This window comes from Pseudaestuariivita sp. (genome assembly GCF_052825805.1).
In genome coordinates, this window is record NZ_JBRBVB010000002.1 from 222,706 (window position 1) to 242,460 (window position 19,755).

Consider the following 19,755-nt stretch of genomic DNA (forward strand, 5'->3'; position numbering starts at 1 on the left):
CACGACCATGGTTCTGACATCCACCGAAGGCCAGACCGGGCTGCCGCGCTACTTTGCGCGCGTCTTTGCCATGGCGCAGGAGATGAACAACGGGCGGGTGGACTTTGTCCTGCCCGACGGGCGCACGTTCCGCGCGGATGCCAGGAATCCGGGCCCGGTTGCGGTGGTGGAAATCCACAACGCCGATCTCTTTGCAAGACTTATTCGCGAAGGAGATCTGGGCTTTTGCGACGCTTACCTCGACGGGTGGTGGTCGACGCCGGACCTGCAAGCCTTCATGGACCTCGTGCACGACGACAACGAAAGCATGTACGACGCCTTTCCCGGCATGGGTCTGGTGCGCCAGTTCGAAAAGCTGCGGTTCTGGCTGCAATCCAATTCCCGCGGGCAAGCGAAAAAGAATATTTCGTATCACTACGATCTTGGGAATGAATTTTACGCGCTTTGGCTCGATGACACGATGACCTATTCGTCGGCGCTCTTCACTACAGGGCAGGAGAGCACCGAGGCCGCGCAGATCGCCAAATACGCCTCGATGGTCGACCAGATGGGCGTCAAGCCCGGCGATCACGTGCTGGAAATCGGCTGCGGTTGGGGCGGGTTCGCGGAATACGCGGCCAAGGAACGCGGGCTCAAGGTGACCGGCCTGACGATCAGCGAAGAGCAGTATAACTACGCCGTGGAGCGCATTGAAAAGGCAGGGCTTTCCGATAAAGTCGCCTTCAAGCTGCAGGACTACCGCGACGAGCGCGGTGTCTACGACGGCATCGCGTCGATCGAGATGTTCGAGGCGGTCGGGGAAAAGTACTGGCCGGCCTACTTCCAGACCGTCCGGGACCGCCTTCGGCCCGGTGCGCAAGCCACGCTGCAGATCATCACGGTCGAGGACCGCCGTTGGCATGTCTACAAACGGGGGGTGGATTTCATCCAGAAATACATCTTTCCTGGGGGGATGCTGCCGGCCCCCACCGTTCTTAAGGCAGAGGTTGAGAAAGCCGGGCTAAGTGTCGAGAAATCAATAGAATTTGGCGAAAGCTACTCACAGACCCTGCGCCGTTGGCACGAGACGTTCAACGACCGCTGGGACGAGGTGAAATCGCTCGGCTTCGACGACCGCTTCCGCCGCATGTGGAACTTTTACCTGACATCTTGCGCCTCAACCTTCCAAAGCGGCAATTGTGACGTGACCCAGATCACGATCCGCAAACCGGCGTGACTGAAACCCGGCTCCTGCCAACGCGGCTCGCGCAGCTTCTGGCGGCGCACGGTCTTGCAAACTCAGGTGAGGAGCGGGTCGCAAGCCTCTGTTTCGATGTGGTTTCCTTAGACTATGGGCTGCTTGGGTTTCATCCGACGGAGGAGAAACAGCCGGTATCTGTGATGGAGGTCACTGCGGATTGGGACCGGGTGTCACGCCTGCTGGAATGCTTTGCCGACATCGCACCACATGCCGAAGACAATGCCTTTCCCATTTTGGGCAGTGAAAGCAGTTCACTAATAGGCAACCCTAAGGTGCTTGCGATGTTCGAGGAGATGCTGCCCGAGGTCCTTTATTGGTCAAAGCGTGAGGCGCCGAGTGCAGTCCGCAAAAGGCTCAGGACGGCGCAGATGCGGGCGTGGAGCCGGGTGCTGGCGCGCCGAGACCTGCTACGCGATCTGGCCGAGGCACCGCGGGATGTGGCACTGACGAACGAAGGGTACGGCCACGGCGGTTTCTTTGCGCTCAAGACCTGTGACGTGGCCCATGCGCGGTTCGACGGGCGCGAGATGGCGCCGACGCGGCGCGAGGTCTTTACCGCTTTCGATGCGGCGCTGGTGCTGCCGTATGATCCGGTCCAGGACTGCGTGCTGCTCGTCGAACAATTCCGCATCGCGCCGCATTTGAGGGGGTCCCGAACGGCGTGGGTTCTCGAGCCGATCGCCGGTCTCGTGGACGCTGGCGAGGAGCCGGAGGAAGCGGCCCGCCGCGAGGCGGAAGAGGAGGCAGGGCTGGCGCTCAAGAGCCTCGAACTCATCGCGCGGGGCTATCCTTCGCCGGGCGCGTCAACCGAGTTTTACCATATGTTCCTGGGACTTGCGGACCTTCCTGAAAGCGCCGAAGGGCTGGGCGGGCTCGATGCGGAGGGCGAGGACATCCGGGCGCACCGGATGACTTTCGACGCCTTTCTTGAGATGGTCGATATAAATCGTCTGTCGGCCATGCCGCTCGCGATGATGGGGCATTGGCTGGCACGACATCGCCCGCGACTGAGGCAGGCGGCGGGCGCGGCTTGAAACAGGCGCGCGGCGGGCATAGACCGGGCGCGAAATTCAAGTTTGCGAGGCGTCATGCGCGTAGCCAAAAATCTGGTCGATGCGATCGGTCACACTCCGCTCATCCGGCTGACGGCCGCCTCCGAGGCCACGGGCTGTGAAATCCTCGGAAAGGCGGAGTTCCTGAACCCCGGCCAGTCGGTCAAGGATCGCGCGGCGCTGTCGATCATCCAGCACGCCATCGCGTCGGGAGAGCTGAGGCCAGGCGGAACGATCGTCGAGGGCACGGCGGGCAACACCGGCATCGGGTTGGCGCTGGTGGGTGCTTCGCTGGGCTACCGCACGGTGATCGTCATCCCCGAGACGCAAAGCCAGGAAAAGAAGGAGATGCTGCGGCTTGCAGGGGCGCAGCTGGTCGAGGTGCCGGCCAAGCCTTACCGAGACCCGAACAATTACATCAAATACTCGCAGAGGCTGGCGCAAAAGCTGGCCGAGACGGAGCCGCACGGCGCGATATGGGCGAACCAGTTCGACAATGTCGCGAACCGGCAGGCGCATATCGACACGACCGGTCCGGAGATCTGGGCGCAGACGGGCGGCAAGGTCGACGGGTTCATCTGCGCGGTCGGCTCGGGCGGGACGATGGCGGGCGTCGGGATGGCGCTGCAACCCAAGGGGGTCAAGATCGGGCTGGCCGATCCGATGGGCGCCGCGCTTTACAACTTCTACACGCAAGGCGAGCTGGCTTCGATAGGCGGCTCGATCACCGAAGGGATCGGGCAGGGGCGCATCACTGCCAACCTCGAGGGGTTCACGCCGGATATGGCGTTCCAGATCCCGGACGAGGAGGCGCTGCCGATTGTGTTCGATCTGCTTGCGCACGAGGGCCTCTGCCTCGGTGGCTCGTCCGGGATCAACGTCGCCGGCGCGATCCGCATGGCGCGCGAGATGGGGCCGGGGCATACGATTGTGACGATCCTGTGCGACTACGGCACGCGGTATCAGTCCAAACTCTTTAACCCCGAGTTCCTGCGCTCCAAGGATTTGCCGGTGCCGGAGTGGCTGGACAAGGTCGCGGCGCCGGTGCCGGAGGTCTTTGAAGACGCATGAGACAGGTGACGCAGATGTGCCGCGCGCTGTTGGTCGCGGTTCTGGCGGTCTGGGTGATGTTCGGTGCGCCTGCGGCCGCGCAGGAGGCCGGGGCCGATGTCGTCCCAAATTACGAGGAATGGAGCGGCACGGCCACGCGGGCGGAGACGGCGCTGGAGAACGGGCGCGCCTCGACCGCGGCGCTCGAGACGTTGCGCACGCAGCTTGCCCAGTTCCGCGAGCGGTTTCTGGCCGCGCAATCGATCAACGCGGCCCGGATCGAGACGCTGCGCACGCAGATCGCCGCATTGGGCCCAGTCCCGGAAGAAGGCGCAAGCGAGGACCCGGACATTGCCGGGCGCCGCGCGGACCTCAACGCGCAGCTCGAGCGGCTCTTGGCGCCGGTGCGCCGGGCCGAAGAAGCCTTTACCCGGGCGGACGGGCTGATCGGCGAGATCGACGTGACCATACGCGAGCGGCAGTCCGAAGAGCTGTTTTCGATGGGGCCGACCCCGGTGAACCCGGCCTACTGGGGGCCGGCCTTCACGGACCTCAGCATGTCGCTGAGCACCATCGGGCGGGATGCGCAAAAGGCGTGGGCGTCGGAGGCGCAGCGCGAGGAGATGCGGGCAAATATCCCGCAAATCCTCTTTTACCTCGTGATCGCGCTCGCCTTTGTGCTGCGTGGCCGGGTCTGGATCGCGCGGGCCTCGGGCTACGTTGCGGAGCATTCGCGGCGCGGGCTCGAGATCTGGGCGACGCTTGTCTCGTTCGGTGGGATCATCGTGCCGCTGATCGGGCTTTATGCGCTGACCGAGGCGATCTTTGCCACCGGGCTGGTGGGGCTGAGGGCGGCGCACCTTCTGGACTTTGTGCCGCTTTGGGGGGCGATCATCCTTGTGGCGCGTTGGCTGGGGGATCGCATCTTTAACCGCAATTCAGAGCTGGCACTGTTCGCCATTAGCGGCCTGCAGCGGGCGGAAGCGCGGACCTACATGACGCTGCTCGCGCTGCTTTATGTGGTGCATGATTTCGTGGCCGAGATCGGCGTCTATGACCGGTACAGCCCCGAGACGATGGCGGTGCTGGTGGCGCCGATCATCGTGGCGACGGGCCTGATCCTGTTCCGGGCGGGTGCGCTTTTGATCGCGGCCGTGCGCGTTGCCGAGGAAGACGGCGAGGAGCGCATGCTGCGCGGGCGCGTCGTGCAGCTTTTGGCGCGGGCGATCGTTCTCGTTGCGCTGGCCGGTCCGGTCCTGGCGCTGGTGGGTTACCGCGCGGCGGCGGAGGGTCTGGTCTTTCCAACCATCCTGACGCTGGGTCTCGCGGCGGTCGTGGTGGTGCTGCACAGCCTTGTGCGCGAGGCGTTCCGCGCGGCGGACAAGGCGCACGAGGGCGACGGTCTGGCGCCAGTGTTGGTCAACTTTGCGATCACGCTGCTTGCCATGCCGCCACTGTCGCTGATCTGGGGCGCGCGGGTCGCGGACCTGACCGAGCTGTGGTCGCAGTTCCAGGCGGGCTTTTCCATTGGCGAGACGCGGGTGTCGCCGAGCGATTTCCTGACGTTTGTTCTGGTCTTTGTCATCGGTTACACGATCACGCGGCTGGGGCAGGGCGCGCTGCGCTCGTCCGTCCTGCCGCGCACACGCATCGACACGGGTGGGCAGAATGCGATCGTCTCGGGGCTGGGGTATGTCGGGATATTCATCGCCGCCATCGTCGCCATCACGACGGCGGGCATCGATCTCAGCTCGCTGGCCATCGTCGCAGGCGCCCTGTCGGTCGGGATCGGGTTTGGGCTGCAGACGGTGGTCTCGAACTTTGTTTCCGGCATCATCCTTTTGATCGAGCGGCCGATTGCGGAGGGCGACTGGATCGAGGTCGGCAGCTACATGGGGATCGTGAAAAACATCTCTGTGCGCTCGACGCGGATCGAGACGTTTGACCGGACGGACGTGATCGTGCCGAATGCGGACCTGATCTCGGGCAGCGTGATCAACTGGACGCGGGGCAGCCAGGTCGGGCGGGTGCTGATCCCCGTGGGCGTCGCCTACGGGTCGGACACGCGCAAGGTCGAGGGCATCCTGCGCGAGATCGTCGAGGCGCACCCGATGGTGCTGCTGAACCCTGCGCCTGGCGTCGACTTCATGGGGTTCGGCGCGGATGCGCTCGATTTCCGCGTGCGGGCCATCATCCGTGACATCAACTCCCTGGTGGCGGTGCGCACGGACCTGAACCACGAGATCGCCAAGCGCTTCCAGGACGAGAACATCGAAATTCCCTTCGCGCAGCGCGACATCTGGGTGCGCAATGCCGATGCGCTCACTGGGGCGCTGTCCGAGCCCGGCAAGAACATCCCGCGCCACGTGGACGAAGACGACGTGGAGGCCGGCACATTTCACCCCAGCGAGGGCAACCCGGAGGGCCAGTCATGACCGAGCTCTTTTTTCGCTCCGATCCCTACCAGCGTCTGGCCGAAACGACCGTGACGGCGCAAACGCCGGAGGGCGGCGTGGTCTGCGCGGGATCGGTGTTCTACCCCACGGGAGGCGGACAGCCCGGCGACAGCGGCGTGCTGCGCTGGGAGGGTGGGGCGCTGCCCATCGCCACGGCGGTCAAGGTGCGCGGCAGTGACGAGATCGCGCTGGTACCCGGCGAGCCGGGCGCTTTGCCGCCTGTGGGTGCGGAGGTCGTGCAGGAGCTCGACTGGGACCGCCGGCACCGGCACATGCGCGTGCACACGGCGCTGCACTTGCTGTCCGTGGTGATCCCGTTGCCGGTGACGGGTGGATCGATTTCGGCCGAGAAAGGCCGGCTCGACTTCGACATGCCGGATATGACGCAGGACAAGGAGGCGCTGCAGGAGCTGCTTACGGACCTCGTGGACCGGGATCTTGTCGTGACCGAGGATTGGATCAGCGAGGCCGAGCTCGACCGGCAGCCCGATCTGGTCAAGACGATGTCCGTCCAGCCCCCGCGCGGGGCGGGCATGATCCGGCTGGTGCGGATCGGCGAGGACGGGGAGCAGGTGGACCTGCAGCCCTGCGGCGGCACGCATGTGGCGCGCACCGGGGAGATCGGCGCGCTGCGTCTCGGCAAGTTCGAGAAGAAAGGCCGCCAGAACCGGCGGGTCTATCTGCATCTGGGCAGCTGAGCGGGATGGGTGCGAGCACCCATCCTACGGGTTAAGTGCTGCACTTGTAGGATGGGTGATGTCACACATCCCCGGCGTCAGGGTTTTGCGGCCTCGCGCGCCAGCGCCTCGATCCCGTTCCAGTCGCCCGCAGCGACCTTGTCCTTGGGGGCCACCCACGATCCGCCGACGCAGACGACGTTGGGCAAGCTGAGGTAGTCGGCTTTGTTGCCGGGCGTCACGCCGCCTGTCGGGCAGAAAGTGACTTGAGGGATGGGCGCGCCGATTGCTTTCAAGGCGGCGGCGCCGCCGGAGGCCTCGGCGGGGAAGAACTTTTGCAGCGTGTAGCCGCGCTCGAGGAGCACCATCGCTTCGGAGGCCGTCGCGGCGCCCGGCAGGAGGGGCAGCTCGGCCTCTTCGCAGGCCGCGAGCAAGCGCTCGGTCGCACCCGGAGACACGCCGAATTGCGCGCCCGCGTCCTTGGCCGCCTGCACGTCCTGGGGCGTGATGAGCGTGCCGGCGCCGACGATGCCGCCCTCGACGCCCGCCATCTCGCGGATCACGTCGAGCGCGGCCTCGGTGCGCAGCGTCACCTCGAGCGCCGGCAATCCGCCGGCCACGAGCGCCTTGGCCAGCGGGGCGGCGACGGCGGCGTCGTCGACGACCAGCACGGGCACCACAGGCGCCATCTGGCAGATTTCAAACGCGCGCTTGCTGGCTTCTTGCGGTGTCATCATGGGGGCCTCCTTACACGACAACGCCGGCGCCGGTGTCGGCGGTTCCGGCGGTTTGGCGGAACATCTCGAACATCTCGCGCCCGATGCCAACCGTATTGGCGGACAGATCGACGGAGATCGGCTCGCGGGCGTCGAAGTCCTCCGCGAGGCAGTCGAGGGTGCCTTTGACGGCATCCACCCGGACAATGTCGCCGTCGCGCAGCTTGGCAAGCGGTCCGCCCTTGGCCGCCTCGGGCGCGACGTGGATGGCCGACGGCACCTTGCCCGACGCGCCCGACATGCGCCCGTCGGTGACCAGCGCCACCTTGAGCCCGCGGTCGAGCAGCACCGACAGGGTGGGCGTCAGCGAGTGCAACTCGGGCATGCCATTCGCGGCGGGTCCCTGAAAGCGCACCACGACCACCACGTCCTCGGTCAGCTCACCTGCGCGGAACGCGGTTTTGACGTCGTTCTGATCGTGGAAGATGCGCACGGGCGCCTCGACCACGTGCAGCTCAGGCGCGACGGCGGAGACCTTCATGATGCCGCCGCCGAGATTGCCATTCAGCGCGGCCAGTCCGCCGCTTTCCTGGAAAGGCGCTGCGGCGGTGCGCACGATCTTGTCGTTGAGGCTGTCGGTCGGGCCGGGCACGTAGGTCAATGCACCGTCCTTGAGCTGCGGCTCCTCGGTATAGCGCGCGAGGCCGTCGCCCGCGACGGTCACCACGTCGTCGTGCAAGAGGCCCTGACCCAGAAGCTGGCCCATCACGAAGCCCAGACCTCCGGCGGCGTGGAAATGGTTCACGTCCGCCAGACCGTTGGGATAGACCCGCGCGAGGAGGGGGACCTCGGCAGAAATCTCGGCAAAGTCCTCCGGTGCCAGCAGCACCCCCGCCGCCCGCGCCATCGCCGGCAAGTGCAGCACGAGGTTGGTCGACCCGCCCGTCGCCATGAGCCCGACGATCCCGTTCACAAACGCCTTCTCATCGAGCACATGGCCTGCCGGACGGTAGTCGTTGCCAAGCGCCGTGATCGCCAGCGCCCGCTCGGTCCCGGCCACCGTCAGCGCCTCGCGGAGCGGCGTGCCGGGGTTGACGAAGGACGAGCCGGGCAGGTGCAGGCCCATGAATTCCATCAGCATCTGGTTCGAGTTGGCGGTGCCATAGAATGTGCAGGTGCCGGGGGAGTGGTAGGAAGCCATCTCCGCCTCCATCAGCTTGTCGCGGCCGATCTCGCCGGCGGCAAACTTCTTGCGCACCGCCTGCTTTTCATCGTTTGGCAGGCCCGAGGGCATGGGACCGGCGGGGATGAACACCGCCGGGATATGGCCAAACGTGGCGGCGGCGATCACGAGGCCCGGCACGATCTTGTCGCAGACGCCCAGATAGAGCGCGGCGTCGAAGGTGTTGTGGCTCAGCGCCACCCCCGCCGCGAGCGCGATCACGTCGCGGGAAAAGAGCGACAGCTCCATGCCCGGCTGGCCTTGCGTGACGCCATCGCACATCGCCGGCACGCCGCCCGCGACCTGTGCAGTGCCGTCCTGTGCGCGCGCCGCGGCCTTGATGATGTCGGGAAATGTCTGGAACGGCTGATGCGCCGAAAGCATGTCGTTGTAGGCGGTCACGATTCCGAGGTTCGGTGCGCGCGCCTCGACGAGCGGGCTCTGATCGGCGCCCATCGCGGCATAGGCGTGGGCCTGGTTGCCGCAGGTCAGATGCGCGCGCCGCACGCCGTCGGTGCCTGCTTTGCCGATCTTGTCGAGATAGGCGGCGCGGCTCTCTTCGGAGCGGGCGCGGATGCGGTCCGTGACCTTGGCAAGCGTGGGATGGAGCGACATGGAGCACCTTTTGTGGCAGGGCGCGCCCGGGGGCAGGGCGGCAGGCTGGCGTGGACCGGAGGGTCCGGCTGGTGTGCGTCTACCAAAGCGCGGGGGGAAAGGCCATGATAGCGCTAACGGCTGCCTGCCGTGTACCTCCGCATTGTTTCTCCTGCAAGGCTCGATGCCGCGGCGCGCTGCCGCGATTGTCCCGAAATCGGGGCTCAATCGGCGAATAAAGGGTTAATTGAGACCCAAATCTCAAATAAGTCTGCGCTTTGCCACAAAGTCGCCCAGATTATCGTAAACAAAGGGTCAACCGCCGAGAGACATCAGATCACATAATTCGGCGGATTTGAGGAAAGGCAGTACGATGTTGGGCAAATGGATGCGGCCGCTTATGGTCGCGGGCTTCGCCCTCCTAACCGTTGGGGCGGAGGCGCAAACCTCACTTGGCTCGGTCTATGGCATGTCGATGCATGCGATGGTGCAAAGCCGGGTGGAGGCACGGGTGCCGCACAGCCGTCCGCAGATCGAAGAGCTGTTCGAAGACAGTCTCGACCAGGTGCTGGCCACCTGGGCGGTGGACCGTCCCGTACGGCTCGATCTGACGGTCAGGCGTTTTCCCGGCGTCACACAGGATGGCCCGTCGCCCCAGGCGGTCGTCTTCCGGCTCCAGCCGGTGGACCCCGCCACCAATCGGGCGATTGGTCTGGCCAGGAACGTTCGGTTCAAGCTGCAGTCAGGTCAGCAGCTTGCTCTCACCCGGACCGACCTGGTGCAACAGATCGCAAGCCAGCTTTCGTCTGAACTTGCGACGTTAAAAAACCGTCTGTAACGGCAGCGCATAGACGGGTTTCTTTGTCTTGGTCACAAAGCTATCAGGGGCGGCATGAAGCCGCCCCTTTCTTTGTCCGATCTCCCTGTTCTGCGTCTCAAGCCAAAGGCGAACGCGCGGGCGATCCGCCATGGTGCGCCTTGGGTGTACCAAAACGAGCTGGTCCTCGACCGCCGCGCGAAAAAGATCGCGCCGGGCAGCATCGCGGTGCTCGAAGATGCCGAGCGTCAGCCGCTGGCGCTCGTTGCGGTGAACCTTGGCTCGCAGATCTCGGCGCGTGTTCTGGACCGCGATCTGACGCAAGTCATTGACCATGAATGGCTTTGTGCGCGTCTGCGCCGTGCGGTGTCGCTGCGGGATCGGCTCTTTGATGCGCCGTATTACCGTCTGGTCCATGCCGAGGCGGACGGCTTGCCCGGCGTCATCATCGACCGGTTTGGCGACACCTGCGCCCTGCAGCCGAATGCCGCCTGGGCAGACGCGCGGATCGAGATGCTCGCGGATGCGCTTTGCGAGGTCACGGGCGCGGCGCATGTTCTGAAAAACGCTGGCGGGCGCACGCGCGGGCTCGAGGGGCTCGACGATGTGTCCGGCGTCTTGCGCGGTCAGGCGCCGGATGCACCGCTGCCGGTCCCGATGAACGGGGCGACCTACATGGCTGACCTCGTGAGCGGGCAAAAGACGGGGCTCTTTTTCGACCAGCGGCCGAACCACGCGTTTGCCCGGAGCCTCTCCGAGGGCGCGCGCGTGCTCGACGTCTTTTCCCATGTCGGCGGGTTTGCCTTGGCCAGCCTCGCGGGCGGCGCAACATCCGCGCTGTCGGTCGACGCCAGCGCCGCCGCCTTGGCGCTCGCCGAAGAAGGCGCCGAGCGGATGGGCGCCAGGGACCGGTTCTCCACCCGAACGGGCGATGCCTTCGACGTGCTCGCCGCCTTGAACGCCGAAGGCGCGAGGTTCGACGTTGTCATTTGCGACCCGCCCGCCTTTGCACCCAGCAAACAGGCGCGAGACGCAGGGCTGCGCGCTTACGAGCGGATCGCGCGGCTCGCGGCGCCTTTGGTGGAAGAGGGCGGAATTCTCGGCCTCTGCTCCTGCTCGCACGCCGCCGACCTGCCGGCGTTTCGCGGTGCCTGCATCCGCGGCATCGGGCGCGCCGGACGCACGGGCAAGCTGATCCACCAGGGCGGCGCGGGTCCCGACCATCCGCAACTGCCGCAGCTGCCGGAATCGGGCTACCTCAAATCGCTCTTCTTCGCGCTTTAGGATGAAGCTCGTCCTCGACACCTGCGTGCTTTACCCAACTGTGATGCGGGAGATGCTGCTGGGGGTCGCGGGCGCGGGCGCATACACTCCCATCTGGTCCGCGCGCATCCTCGAGGAGTGGCGCCGGGCGGCGCTCAAGCTGGGACCCGCAGGGCAGGTGCAGGCCGAGATCGAGATCAGCGCCGTGTCCCGCGCGTTCCCGGACGCGGCAAAGGACTGGCCCGAAGCGCTCGAACGCCGCCTCTGGCTGCCCGATCCCGCCGACATCCACGTGCTTGCGCTCGCAGTGAGCAGCTCGGCTGACGGGATCGTCACGGTGAACGCCAAGGACTTTCCGCGCAATGTGCTCGCCGAAGAGGGGCTGACAAGGTCCAATCCCGACGCCCTGCTTTTGGGTCTGCTCAACGCAGACGCGTCCAAGGTCACACCCGTCGCCGAGCGCGTTCAGGCAGAGGCGGAGCGTTTGTCCGGTGAGGCGTGGCCGATCCGCAAGCTCATGCGCAAGGCGCGGTTGCCTAGGCTCGGGAAGGCTTTGGAATCGTAAAGCCAACTCACGCTTAAATCAAAGCACCGGCCTGACGGGAACCGTCAGGCCGCGCCGACCCGCCCCCTGGGGCGGCGCGATTGCGCCACCCCGCGGGACGGCGCGTGAATTACGGCTTGCAATCGGCTTACGCAAGGCTCTCTAAGCCTGCCACTTGTGCTCCAGAGCCTCGAGTGCGGCGATGCGCTCGGTTGTCTTGGGATGGCTCATCAGCCAAGCGGGCATGGCCCCGCCACGGCTTTGCGTCAGCGCCTCGAGCTTTTCAAACAGCGTCTTTTGCGGCCCAATCCCGATCCCGGCCTTGGTCAACAACGCCGCGGCATAGGCGTCCGCCTCATACTCGTCACCGCGCGACATGCGCGCCGCGACCAGCGTCGTCAGCGCATTGGCGATCCAGACGCCAATGCCTGGGATAAACCGCGACAGGATCATGCCCAGCGTCGCGCGCATCGCGTTCTGCCCGGAAAAGTCGATCATCCGCCGCCGCGTGTGCCCCAGCGCCACATGGCCCAGCTCGTGTGCGATCACGGATGCCATCTCGGCGCCCGAGACCTCGCCCTGCTTGAACTTGCGATAGAAGCCGCGTGTGATGAAGATGCGCCCGTCCGGCGCGGCGAGCCCGTTCACCGGGTCGATCTCGTAAATAAAGACGCGCACCCGGTCGATCTCGAGCGCGGCGGCCAGCTGGTCGCAATATTGGCGCAAGCTCGGGTCCGCCAGCTCGGTCGAGCGTTCGTCGAGCTCCTTTTTTGTCCGCCAGACCGACAGGCGGTACATCACGAGGCCATAGCCCACGGCGAGCAGGATCGGGAGAAGCTTGATCATGCGCCTGATATGGGGGCAGCGCGCGGGCGGAGCAAGTCGGCGCGCGGCGGCACGGCGTTAACGCGTCAAAGTGCGCATCCCCGCCTCGAGCCCTTCGAGCGTCATCGGCACCATGCGGTCCTCGAAAATCTCGCGGATCATGCCGATCGACTGGGTGTAGCGCCAGTGCCGCTCGGGCGTCGGGTTGATCCAGAGGTGCGAGGTCCAGTGCTCGCGCGCACGCGCGAGCCAGACCTGGCCCGCCTCGGCATTCCAATGCTCGTTCGCGCCGCCCGGATAGGCGATCTCGTAAGGCGACATCGACGCATCCCCGACAAAGATGCACTTGTAGTCCGGCCCGTAGGTGCGCAGCACCTCGAATGTCGGTGTCTGTTCTTGCCAGCGGCGGGCGTTGTCACGCCAGACACCCTCGTAAAGGCAGTTGTGAAAGTAGAAGTGTTCGAGGTGCTTGAATTCGGCGCGGGCGGCGGAGAAGAGCTCTTCGACCACCTTCACATGCGGGTCCATCGAACCGCCGACATCGAGGAAGAGCAGCACCTTGACCGCATTGCGCCGCTCGGGCCGGGTCTGCACATCAAGATAGCCATGCTCAGCCGTGGCGCGGATCGTGCCGTCGAGGTCCAGCTCGTCCGCCGCCCCGTCGCGCGCCCAGCGGCGCAGGCGTTTGAGGGCGACCTTGATGTTGCGGGTGCCCAGCTCGACGTCGCCGTCGAGGTTGCGGAACTGGCGTTTGTCCCAGACCTTGACCGCGCGCTGGTGGCGGCTCTTGTCCTGGCCGATGCGCACGCCTTCGGGGTTGTAGCCGTAGGCGCCAAAAGGGGAGGTACCTGCGGTGCCGATCCACTTGGACCCGCCCTGGTGGCGCTTTTTCTGCTCTTCGAGGCGTTTCTTAAGCGTTTCCATGAGCTTGTCGAACCCGCCGAGCGCCTCGATCTCGGCGCGCTCTTCGGGGCTCAGCGTCTTTTCGGCGAGCTTTTCGAGCCACTCGTGCGGGATCTCGGTCTGTTCGACCATGTCCTCGAGCGAGATTTTCTCGAGTCCTTCGAACATCTCGGCAAAGGCGCGGTCGAACTTGTCGATGTTGCGCTCGTCCTTGACCATCGCGCTGCGCGCCAGAAAGTAGAACGCCTCGGCGTCATAGGTCACGAGCCCCGCGCTCATCGCCTCGAGGAAGGTCAGGTACTCGCGCAGGGAGACCGGCACGCCGGTACGGCGGAGGGTTTCGAAGAAGGGGACGAACATGGGGGCGGCGTAGCATCCTCATTCGGCATGGTGAATAGGCTTTCTGAGCAATGAACCGAGCGCGGAATCAAGGCCGTAGGCCGCCGCGCCATCATGCCAGAGGCATGTCTTCGACATGACGGGCCGCCCCGTCGCACCAGAGGTGCGCCACTTGTGAACGGCACGCCTTTGGCGTGACGCACGTCGATACGTTTTAGTCAGCCGGTCGCTCGAAGGTCTTCCGGACTTGGCCACCATAAAGGTGTTTAGAAGGACCGTGGATCGACGTACCGCGGCCCGTCGATGGCGCGGCTTAGCCGGCCATCCGAAAGATCGTGATCGCGGCGATCATGCCGATCAGGGCAAAGAAGATGCCGTAGCCCGCGGCATATTGCAGGATGTCGGTGATCTTGCCCTTGCGCCTCCACGCAACGAAGGCGCCCAGAAGGGCGCCTAACGCAAGACCGGTCAAAGCGAGCGGCATGAGGTTCTCCGCGGTTACAAACGCGGGCGTTTCTGCGGGTTGAGTGCCGCGATTTCGCGCATCTTGGAGCGCACCGCCCATTCCGGGCCGAACCCGTAGCGCGCCCAGCCAAGACTGTCCATACGCACCCGCTCGGCCTCGGCGCTGCGGCCTTGCAGCTCCATCGCCTCGGCCTGCAGCATCAGGAGCGTCGCCAGAAGCGCGGCGTTCTCAGCGCGCTGCGCGACCGGGATGCTCGGCATCACCAGCTGGAGTGCGGCATTGGCATCGCCTGCGGCAATCGCCATGCCCGCCAGTTGCGAGGCGATAAAGGCGCGGTGCAGCGTAAAGAGGCTTGAGCGCGAGAAATAGGCGTACGCGTTGCGGTACTCGGTTTCCGCCAGACGCGGGTTCGACAGCTGGTTGAGACGCGCCACAGCGTAGTGCGAAAAGCCGCGCCGGTGGTCCGACCAGCGCAGCGCGCCGGCGATGTTGAGCGCCTCGACCGCGGCCACGTGCCGCGCCTCGGCCTTGGCGCCCGGGCCAAGCGCGGTCTGCACCGCGTTGATCCACGGCCGCGGCGTGCGGGCCATGCGGGCGCTCGGGATGCCGTCCCCTGCGGGATTGATGCGCGACAGGATCGGCGTGATGAGCCGTGCGACCTGGCGGCGCGACATGCCGTTGCGCAGGGCCGGATCGTAGTAGGCCCGCAGGATCAGCATATCAAAGCCGGTCAGCACCGTGTGCACGTTGTCGTCATTGAAGACCGAATCCGGCAGCCGGTAGAGGTCGTTGAGCGGACCCAGCGCTTGCGCGAGTTCTTCGTGCAGGCAGTCGCGCACCTCTTGCGGGGGCGCGTCGTAGGGCACAAAGACGGCGATCCGGCTGCGCGTGCGCAGCTTTGTCCAGTTCACCGCCTGGCTGCGCTTGTTGGCGCGGTACTCGGCCAGCGACGAGACGTTCGGCACCACGAAACAGGCCGCCATCGGCAGCGCGCGGCGGATGTCGGCCCGGCTGACGCTCTCGATGGTGATGTTCGCGGCGGGCGCGTTGGTCTGCTGGATGTCGATGCGCGCCTCGTTGCGCAGACGCGCGAGCAAGCGGCTCAGATCGCTTTGCAGCGTCGGGGAGAACGTCCCCGTCACGCGCAGCGAGATCGGACCTTCGAACCGCGTGAGCGTCGGGATGGTGCGACCCGACTCCAGCGAGAAGGACAAATCCAGGAAATCGCGGGCGATGTCCGAATTGGAGCGTTGCGGCGCCACGGGACGGGGCGACGCGAAGGATTTCATGATCGGCAGCTGGGTTTCGTGTGCAAGCGCGCGGGTCGGGGTTTCCGACGGCGACACCGGCATACAGGCACCGAGCAGCAGATATACAGGCAGAATGTATTTTCGATACTGGCGCATCAGGCTCTCTGGTACTTGATGAAGGGCGTGAGCGCTCCGACACGGTCGTAGAGCGTTCGCGCGGTTTCGTTGAAGTCCTGAGTGAGCCAATAGACGGACGGGGCGCCGGCGGCGTCGCCGGCTTGGTAGACAGCTTGGATCAATGCACGCCCGGCCCCCAGGCCGCGTGCATCTGGTGCAACAAAAAGGTCCTGCAGGTAGCAGGTGTCTTCGACTTTCCAACAGTGACGGTGGAAAAGGTAATGGACCAGCCCCACGACCGCGCCGTCATGCTCATAGACCATGGCGTTGAAGTCGCGTGGGTCCTCCCCCAGGAGGCGGTCAAACGTGCTGTCATAGACCGACGCAGGCACTGCGGTGTCGTAGAACGCCAGATACTGTGTCCAAAGGTCGACCCACGCCCCCCGGTCTTCCCGGGTGAGGGCGCGCACGAACCCAGTGCGACTTGCGGTCATGTGCCTGCCATTATGCTCGTTATCAGGTCTTACCTTCTTGCCGGGCGACCCTGACTTATTTCCGATGACTATAAGGCATTTTCACGGTTTCGTAACCATGTGCGGGCGCAGCGAGAAAACTGTTGCGTTTTGGACAAGGAAGCGGCGCCGTAGGTGTAAGGCACTGGGAATGATGAGGAAATCTTGCCGTATGGCCTTGGCGCGCGCGTGTCCGGGCTCGTGTCAGAGCCGCCCGCTTCTCGCCATAAAGGCGAGCCGCTCGAAGAGATGCACGTCTTGCTCGTTCTTGAGAAGTGCGCCGTGCAGGCGGGGCAGGGCGTTTGCGCCGGACGACTTGAGGTCCTCCGCACTCAGGTCCTCCGCCAGCAGCAGCTTGAGCCAGTCGAGCACTTCGGAGGTAGAGGGTTTTTTCTTGAGGCCGGGCGTCTCCCGCAGCTCGTAGAACTGGGTGAGCGCGGTCTCGAGGAGCTGCGCCTTGATGTCCGGGTGGTGCACCTCGACGATCTTGCGCATCGTCTCCGCCTCGGGAAACTGGATGTAGTGGAAAAAGCAGCGCCGCAGAAACGCGTCCGGCAGCTCCTTTTCATTGTTCGAGGTTATGATGACGATCGGGCGGTGGCGCGCCTTGACCGTCTCGCCGGTCTCGTAGACGTGGAACTCCATCCGGTCGAGCTCCTGCAGCAGGTCGTTCGGGAACTCGATGTCCGCCTTGTCGATCTCGTCGATCAGCAGCACGACCTTTTTGTCCGCATCGAACGCCTGCCAGAGCTTGCCGCGCTTGATGTAGTTGCTCACGTCCTCGACCCGCGCGTCGCCCAGCTGGCTGTCGCGCAGACGGCTGACCGCGTCGTACTCGTAGAGCCCCTGCTGCGCCTTGGTGGTGGACTTGATCGACCACTCGATCATCTCGAGCCCGAGCGCACTGGCGACCTGCCGCGCCAGCTCGGTCTTGCCGGTGCCGGGCTCGCCCTTGACCAGGAGTGGGCGTTCGAGCGTGACGGCGGCGTTCACGGCGACGGTCAGATCGTCCGTGGCGACGTAGGTTTCGGTGCCGGTGAACTGCATGGCGAGGCTCCTGAGGTGGGTGGTGCGCATGGCGGCCTGGGGCGTTCCATGCCAGTGCGAATTGCTAGTGACAAGGGTTGGCGCGTGCCGTAAACGACGCGCAACGAGCACGGGGGGTGGTCGCCAGCCCTCCTTTACAAGTTGCCAGCTCGCGTTGCTGACAAGGCGTTGGAAAAGGACACACCGATGAAGGCCGAGACCTTTCTGCCCGACGACTACCGCCCTGCCGAAGACGAGCCGTTCATGAACGAGCGGCAGACCGAGTATTTTCGCCGCAAGCTGCTGGCCTGGAAAGCGGACCTCCTCGACGAGAGCCGCGACACGATCCAGGGCCTTCAGGACGGCACCCGGAACATCCCGGACGTCGCCGACCGCGCCTCCGAAGAGACGGACCGCGCGCTGGAACTGCGTACCCGGGACCGTCAGCGCAAGCTGGTGGCCAAGATCGACAGCGCCCTGCGCCGGATCGACGAGGGTGAATACGGCTATTGTGACGTGACCGGAGAGCCGATCTCGCTGCGCCGCCTCGACGCGCGCCCGATCGCGACGATGAGCCTCGAAGCGCAGGAACGCCACGAGCGCCGCGAAAAGGTCCACCGCGACGACTGAGAGGGGCGATGGGTGCAAGCACCCATCCTACGCGCCAAGCGCATACTCCGTAGGATGGGTGCTCGCACCCATCTGCCGTTACAACGAAATGTCGATCCAGACCGGCACGTGATCCGACGGCTTTTCCTTGCCGCGCACGTAGGCGTCGATCTTGCACTCTGTGACCAGGTCCGCCGCCTCCGGCGTCAGCAGCACGTGGTCGATGCGGATGCCGTTGTCGCGCTGCCAGGCGCCTGCCTGGTAATCCCAGAACGAGTAATGCCCCGGCCCTGAAGTCCGCGCGCGGAAGGCTTCGGTGAACCCGAGGTTGAGGATCCGCCGATACGCGGCCCGGCTTTCGGGGCGAAAGAGCGCGTCCTCGCGCCAGCTCTCCGGCGTCTTGGCGTCCTCGGCCTGCGGGATGATGTTGTAGTCGCCCATGATCAGCGCCGGCTCCTCGGCCTCCATCAACGCTTGGGCGCGATCATGCAGGCGCTCCATCCAGGCCAGCTTGTAGTCGTACTTCGGCCCCGGCGCCGGATTGCCGTTCGGAAGGTACATCCCGCAGACGCGCAGCGCGTGGGTCTCGCCGACCACGGTCGCCTCGATCCAGCGGGCCTGCTCGTCGCTCTCGTCACCGGGCAGCCCGCGCACCACGTCCTCGAGCGGGTGTTTCGAGAGCAGCGCCACACCGTTAAACGACTTCTGCCCGTGCGTTTCGACGTTGTAGCCGCGCTCTTCGAACGGCTCGCGGGGAAAGGCGTCGTCGACGGACTTGATCTCCTGCAGCGCCACAATGTCCGGCTGCGCCTCGTCCAGCCAGTCGCAGAGCGCGCTCAGCCGCGCCTTGATCCCGTTGATGTTGAACGTGGCGATTTTCATGGCGCGGCCCTCCCGATGCCCCTCTATCGGCGAGTGCCGGGCCAAGAGCAACCCGCAGCCAGGAACCGACGTCTGGAACCTTGTGGCGGCTCGCGGCGTTCGAAACTCAGATCCCACACTGGTGCGGACGCCGATGAGTGCCGTGCCTAGCGCGAATCGTCGTTCCAATTCGACCTTTTCGCCCGGGTGAGAACGTTAACAAAGCCTTAATGATTCGAGCGCTACCCTCCCGCGAGGGCGCTCCGTTAATGTTTATTAACGGGCTGTGGATAAGAAAATTTCGGATCAAATCGTTAATTGATTGATGCCCCCACATCAACAATCTGAGGCGATCTTCTAAGGCGAAATGCCTTGTGGAAAACTACCTTAACAAGAAATTAACATTTTCCACTCAATCCTTCCGTGCAAGCCTCCGAGGTGTTGGTCTTTGACACTTTTGACACCCACGGAGGGAACCCCATGACACAGCTCAAGTTCAAAAATACCTCGGCAGTTCAAGACGTTGCAGGTATCGACGCTCTGACGGGCGAAGGCGCGGACATGTTTACCACGTCCATGGTTTCGGCGGACACGTCGATCCTCGCCGGCACCGGCGCCGAGCTTTTCACCACCTCGATGGTCAGCGGCACCGACGCCCGCACAGGCGGCGCGGTTGGTGCGTACACGACCTCGATGGTTTCCGGTTCGGACGCAGCGTCGGGCGAAGGCGCGCATCTCTTCACCACGTCGATGGTGTCCGGCTCGGACGCAGGCGCAGGTGAGGCAACCGAAGCCTTCACGACGTCGATGATCTCCGGCTCCGACGCGGGTGCAGGCGAGGCGACTGAAGCTTTCACCACCTCGATGATCTCTGGCTCCGACGCAGGCGCAGGCGAGGCCACCGAAGCCTTCACGACCTCTATGATCTCAGGCTCGGATGCAGGCGCGGGCGAAGCAACTGAAGCGTTCACCACCTCGATGATCTGTGGCTCCGATGCAGGCGCTGGCGAAGCCACCGAGGCGTTCACCACGTCGATGGTGTCCGGCTCCGACGCAGGCGCAGGTGAGGCAACCGAAGCCTTCACGACGTCGATGATCTCCGGCTCCGACGCAGGCGCAGGCGAAGCCACCGAAGCATTTACCACCTCCATGGTCTCCGGCTCGGACGCCGAGGCAGGTGAGGCCGCACACGCCTTCACCACCTCGATGTAAATCG

The 19,755-nt window shown here is 65.0% G+C and carries 19 protein-coding genes; 10 read left to right on the forward strand and 9 right to left on the reverse strand.

Annotated features, from left to right (window positions below; translation table 11 throughout):
• Positions 1 to 7 precede the first annotated feature (7 nt).
• The 5 genes from ACU0B3_RS02165 to ACU0B3_RS02185 all read left to right on the forward strand — a co-directional run bounded on the left by ACU0B3_RS02165 (position 8) and on the right by ACU0B3_RS02185 (position 6,496).
• Positions 8 to 1,216 carry a class I SAM-dependent methyltransferase gene (locus tag ACU0B3_RS02165; protein WP_446259162.1) on the forward strand — a complete coding sequence of 403 codons (1,209 nt, stop codon included), beginning with the start codon at positions 8 to 10 and terminating at the stop codon, positions 1,214 to 1,216.
• Between the two features lie 164 nt (positions 1,217 to 1,380).
• On the forward strand, positions 1,381 to 2,274 hold the full coding sequence (locus ACU0B3_RS02170) for an NUDIX domain-containing protein (RefSeq protein ID WP_446259163.1): 894 nt from the start codon (positions 1,381 to 1,383) through the stop codon (positions 2,272 to 2,274).
• Positions 2,275 to 2,328: 54 nt separating this feature from the next.
• Positions 2,329 to 3,363 carry a cysteine synthase A gene (locus tag ACU0B3_RS02175; RefSeq protein ID WP_446259164.1) on the forward strand — a complete coding sequence of 345 codons (1,035 nt, stop codon included), beginning with the start codon at positions 2,329 to 2,331 and terminating at the stop codon, positions 3,361 to 3,363.
• Positions 3,360 to 5,777 (forward strand): DUF3772 domain-containing protein, encoded by a 2,418-nt coding sequence (locus ACU0B3_RS02180; protein ID WP_446259165.1) that lies wholly within the window; start codon positions 3,360 to 3,362, stop codon positions 5,775 to 5,777. Before ACU0B3_RS02175 ends, ACU0B3_RS02180 begins: the two co-directional genes overlap by 4 nt.
• The gene (locus ACU0B3_RS02185; RefSeq protein ID WP_446259166.1) at positions 5,774 to 6,496 is read left to right on the forward strand and encodes an alanyl-tRNA editing protein; all 723 of its coding nucleotides are present in this window, start codon (positions 5,774 to 5,776) and stop codon (positions 6,494 to 6,496) included. Before ACU0B3_RS02180 ends, ACU0B3_RS02185 begins: the two co-directional genes overlap by 4 nt.
• A 77-nt stretch (positions 6,497 to 6,573) precedes the next feature.
• On the opposite strand, the gene eda is transcribed toward ACU0B3_RS02185, so the two are convergent.
• Entirely contained in the window at positions 6,574 to 7,212 is a 639-nt protein-coding gene (gene eda, locus ACU0B3_RS02190; protein WP_446259167.1) for a bifunctional 4-hydroxy-2-oxoglutarate aldolase/2-dehydro-3-deoxy-phosphogluconate aldolase, read from the reverse strand.
• A 10-nt stretch (positions 7,213 to 7,222) separates the two neighbouring features.
• Entirely contained in the window at positions 7,223 to 9,028 is a 1,806-nt protein-coding gene (gene edd / locus ACU0B3_RS02195; protein WP_446259168.1) for a phosphogluconate dehydratase, read from the reverse strand.
• Positions 9,029 to 9,380: 352 nt separating this feature from the next.
• Between edd and ACU0B3_RS02200 the strand changes: the two genes are divergently transcribed.
• From ACU0B3_RS02200 to ACU0B3_RS02210, 3 genes are read left to right on the forward strand one after another with little or no spacing between them, the layout of a single operon-like run.
• Complete coding sequence (locus tag ACU0B3_RS02200; protein WP_446259169.1) at positions 9,381 to 9,845, forward strand: hypothetical protein; 465 nt, start codon at positions 9,381 to 9,383, stop codon at positions 9,843 to 9,845.
• A 54-nt stretch (positions 9,846 to 9,899) separates the two neighbouring features.
• Positions 9,900 to 11,108, forward strand: coding sequence for an RSP_2647 family RNA methyltransferase (locus tag ACU0B3_RS02205; RefSeq protein WP_446259170.1), 1,209 nt, complete (start codon positions 9,900 to 9,902; stop codon positions 11,106 to 11,108).
• Position 11,109: 1 nt separating this feature from the next.
• Entirely contained in the window at positions 11,110 to 11,652 is a 543-nt protein-coding gene (locus tag ACU0B3_RS02210; protein WP_446259171.1) for an RSP_2648 family PIN domain-containing protein, read from the forward strand.
• 141 nt (positions 11,653 to 11,793) lie between these two features.
• Here ACU0B3_RS02210 and ACU0B3_RS02215 read toward each other — a convergent pair whose 3' ends face one another.
• The 6 genes from ACU0B3_RS02215 to ACU0B3_RS02240 form a co-directional block, all read right to left on the reverse strand.
• Positions 11,794 to 12,477, reverse strand: coding sequence for a M48 family metalloprotease (locus ACU0B3_RS02215; protein ID WP_446259172.1), 684 nt, complete (start codon positions 12,475 to 12,477; stop codon positions 11,794 to 11,796).
• Between the two features lie 57 nt (positions 12,478 to 12,534).
• Positions 12,535 to 13,719, reverse strand: a complete 1,185-nt coding sequence (locus ACU0B3_RS02220; RefSeq protein WP_446259173.1) for a vWA domain-containing protein — start codon at positions 13,717 to 13,719, stop codon at positions 12,535 to 12,537.
• Between the two features lie 292 nt (positions 13,720 to 14,011).
• Entirely contained in the window at positions 14,012 to 14,182 is a 171-nt protein-coding gene (locus ACU0B3_RS02225; RefSeq protein WP_446259174.1) for a hypothetical protein, read from the reverse strand.
• A 14-nt stretch (positions 14,183 to 14,196) separates the two neighbouring features.
• Positions 14,197 to 15,570: a DUF2927 domain-containing protein gene (locus ACU0B3_RS02230; protein WP_446259175.1), complete on the reverse strand. Its 1,374-nt coding sequence runs from the start codon at positions 15,568 to 15,570 to the stop codon at positions 14,197 to 14,199.
• A complete protein-coding gene (locus tag ACU0B3_RS02235) occupies positions 15,570 to 16,025 on the reverse strand; it encodes an N-acetyltransferase family protein (protein WP_446259176.1) in 456 nt (151 codons plus the stop codon). The genes ACU0B3_RS02230 and ACU0B3_RS02235 overlap by 1 nt, the downstream gene beginning before the upstream one ends.
• 222 nt (positions 16,026 to 16,247) lie before the next feature.
• Positions 16,248 to 17,090, reverse strand: a complete 843-nt coding sequence (locus ACU0B3_RS02240; protein WP_446259177.1) for an AAA family ATPase — start codon at positions 17,088 to 17,090, stop codon at positions 16,248 to 16,250.
• Between the two features lie 186 nt (positions 17,091 to 17,276).
• On the opposite strand from ACU0B3_RS02240, the gene dksA reads away from it, so the two are divergent.
• Positions 17,277 to 17,699 carry an RNA polymerase-binding protein DksA gene (gene dksA, locus ACU0B3_RS02245; RefSeq protein ID WP_446259178.1) on the forward strand — a complete coding sequence of 141 codons (423 nt, stop codon included), beginning with the start codon at positions 17,277 to 17,279 and terminating at the stop codon, positions 17,697 to 17,699.
• 78 nt (positions 17,700 to 17,777) lie between these two features.
• Here dksA and xth read toward each other — a convergent pair whose 3' ends face one another.
• Positions 17,778 to 18,560: an exodeoxyribonuclease III gene (xth, locus tag ACU0B3_RS02250; RefSeq protein WP_446259179.1), complete on the reverse strand. Its 783-nt coding sequence runs from the start codon at positions 18,558 to 18,560 to the stop codon at positions 17,778 to 17,780.
• Positions 18,561 to 19,019: 459 nt separating this feature from the next.
• On the opposite strand from xth, the gene ACU0B3_RS02255 reads away from it, so the two are divergent.
• The gene (locus ACU0B3_RS02255; protein WP_446259180.1) at positions 19,020 to 19,751 is read left to right on the forward strand and encodes a hypothetical protein; all 732 of its coding nucleotides are present in this window, start codon (positions 19,020 to 19,022) and stop codon (positions 19,749 to 19,751) included.
• Positions 19,752 to 19,755: the final 4 nt, after the last annotated feature.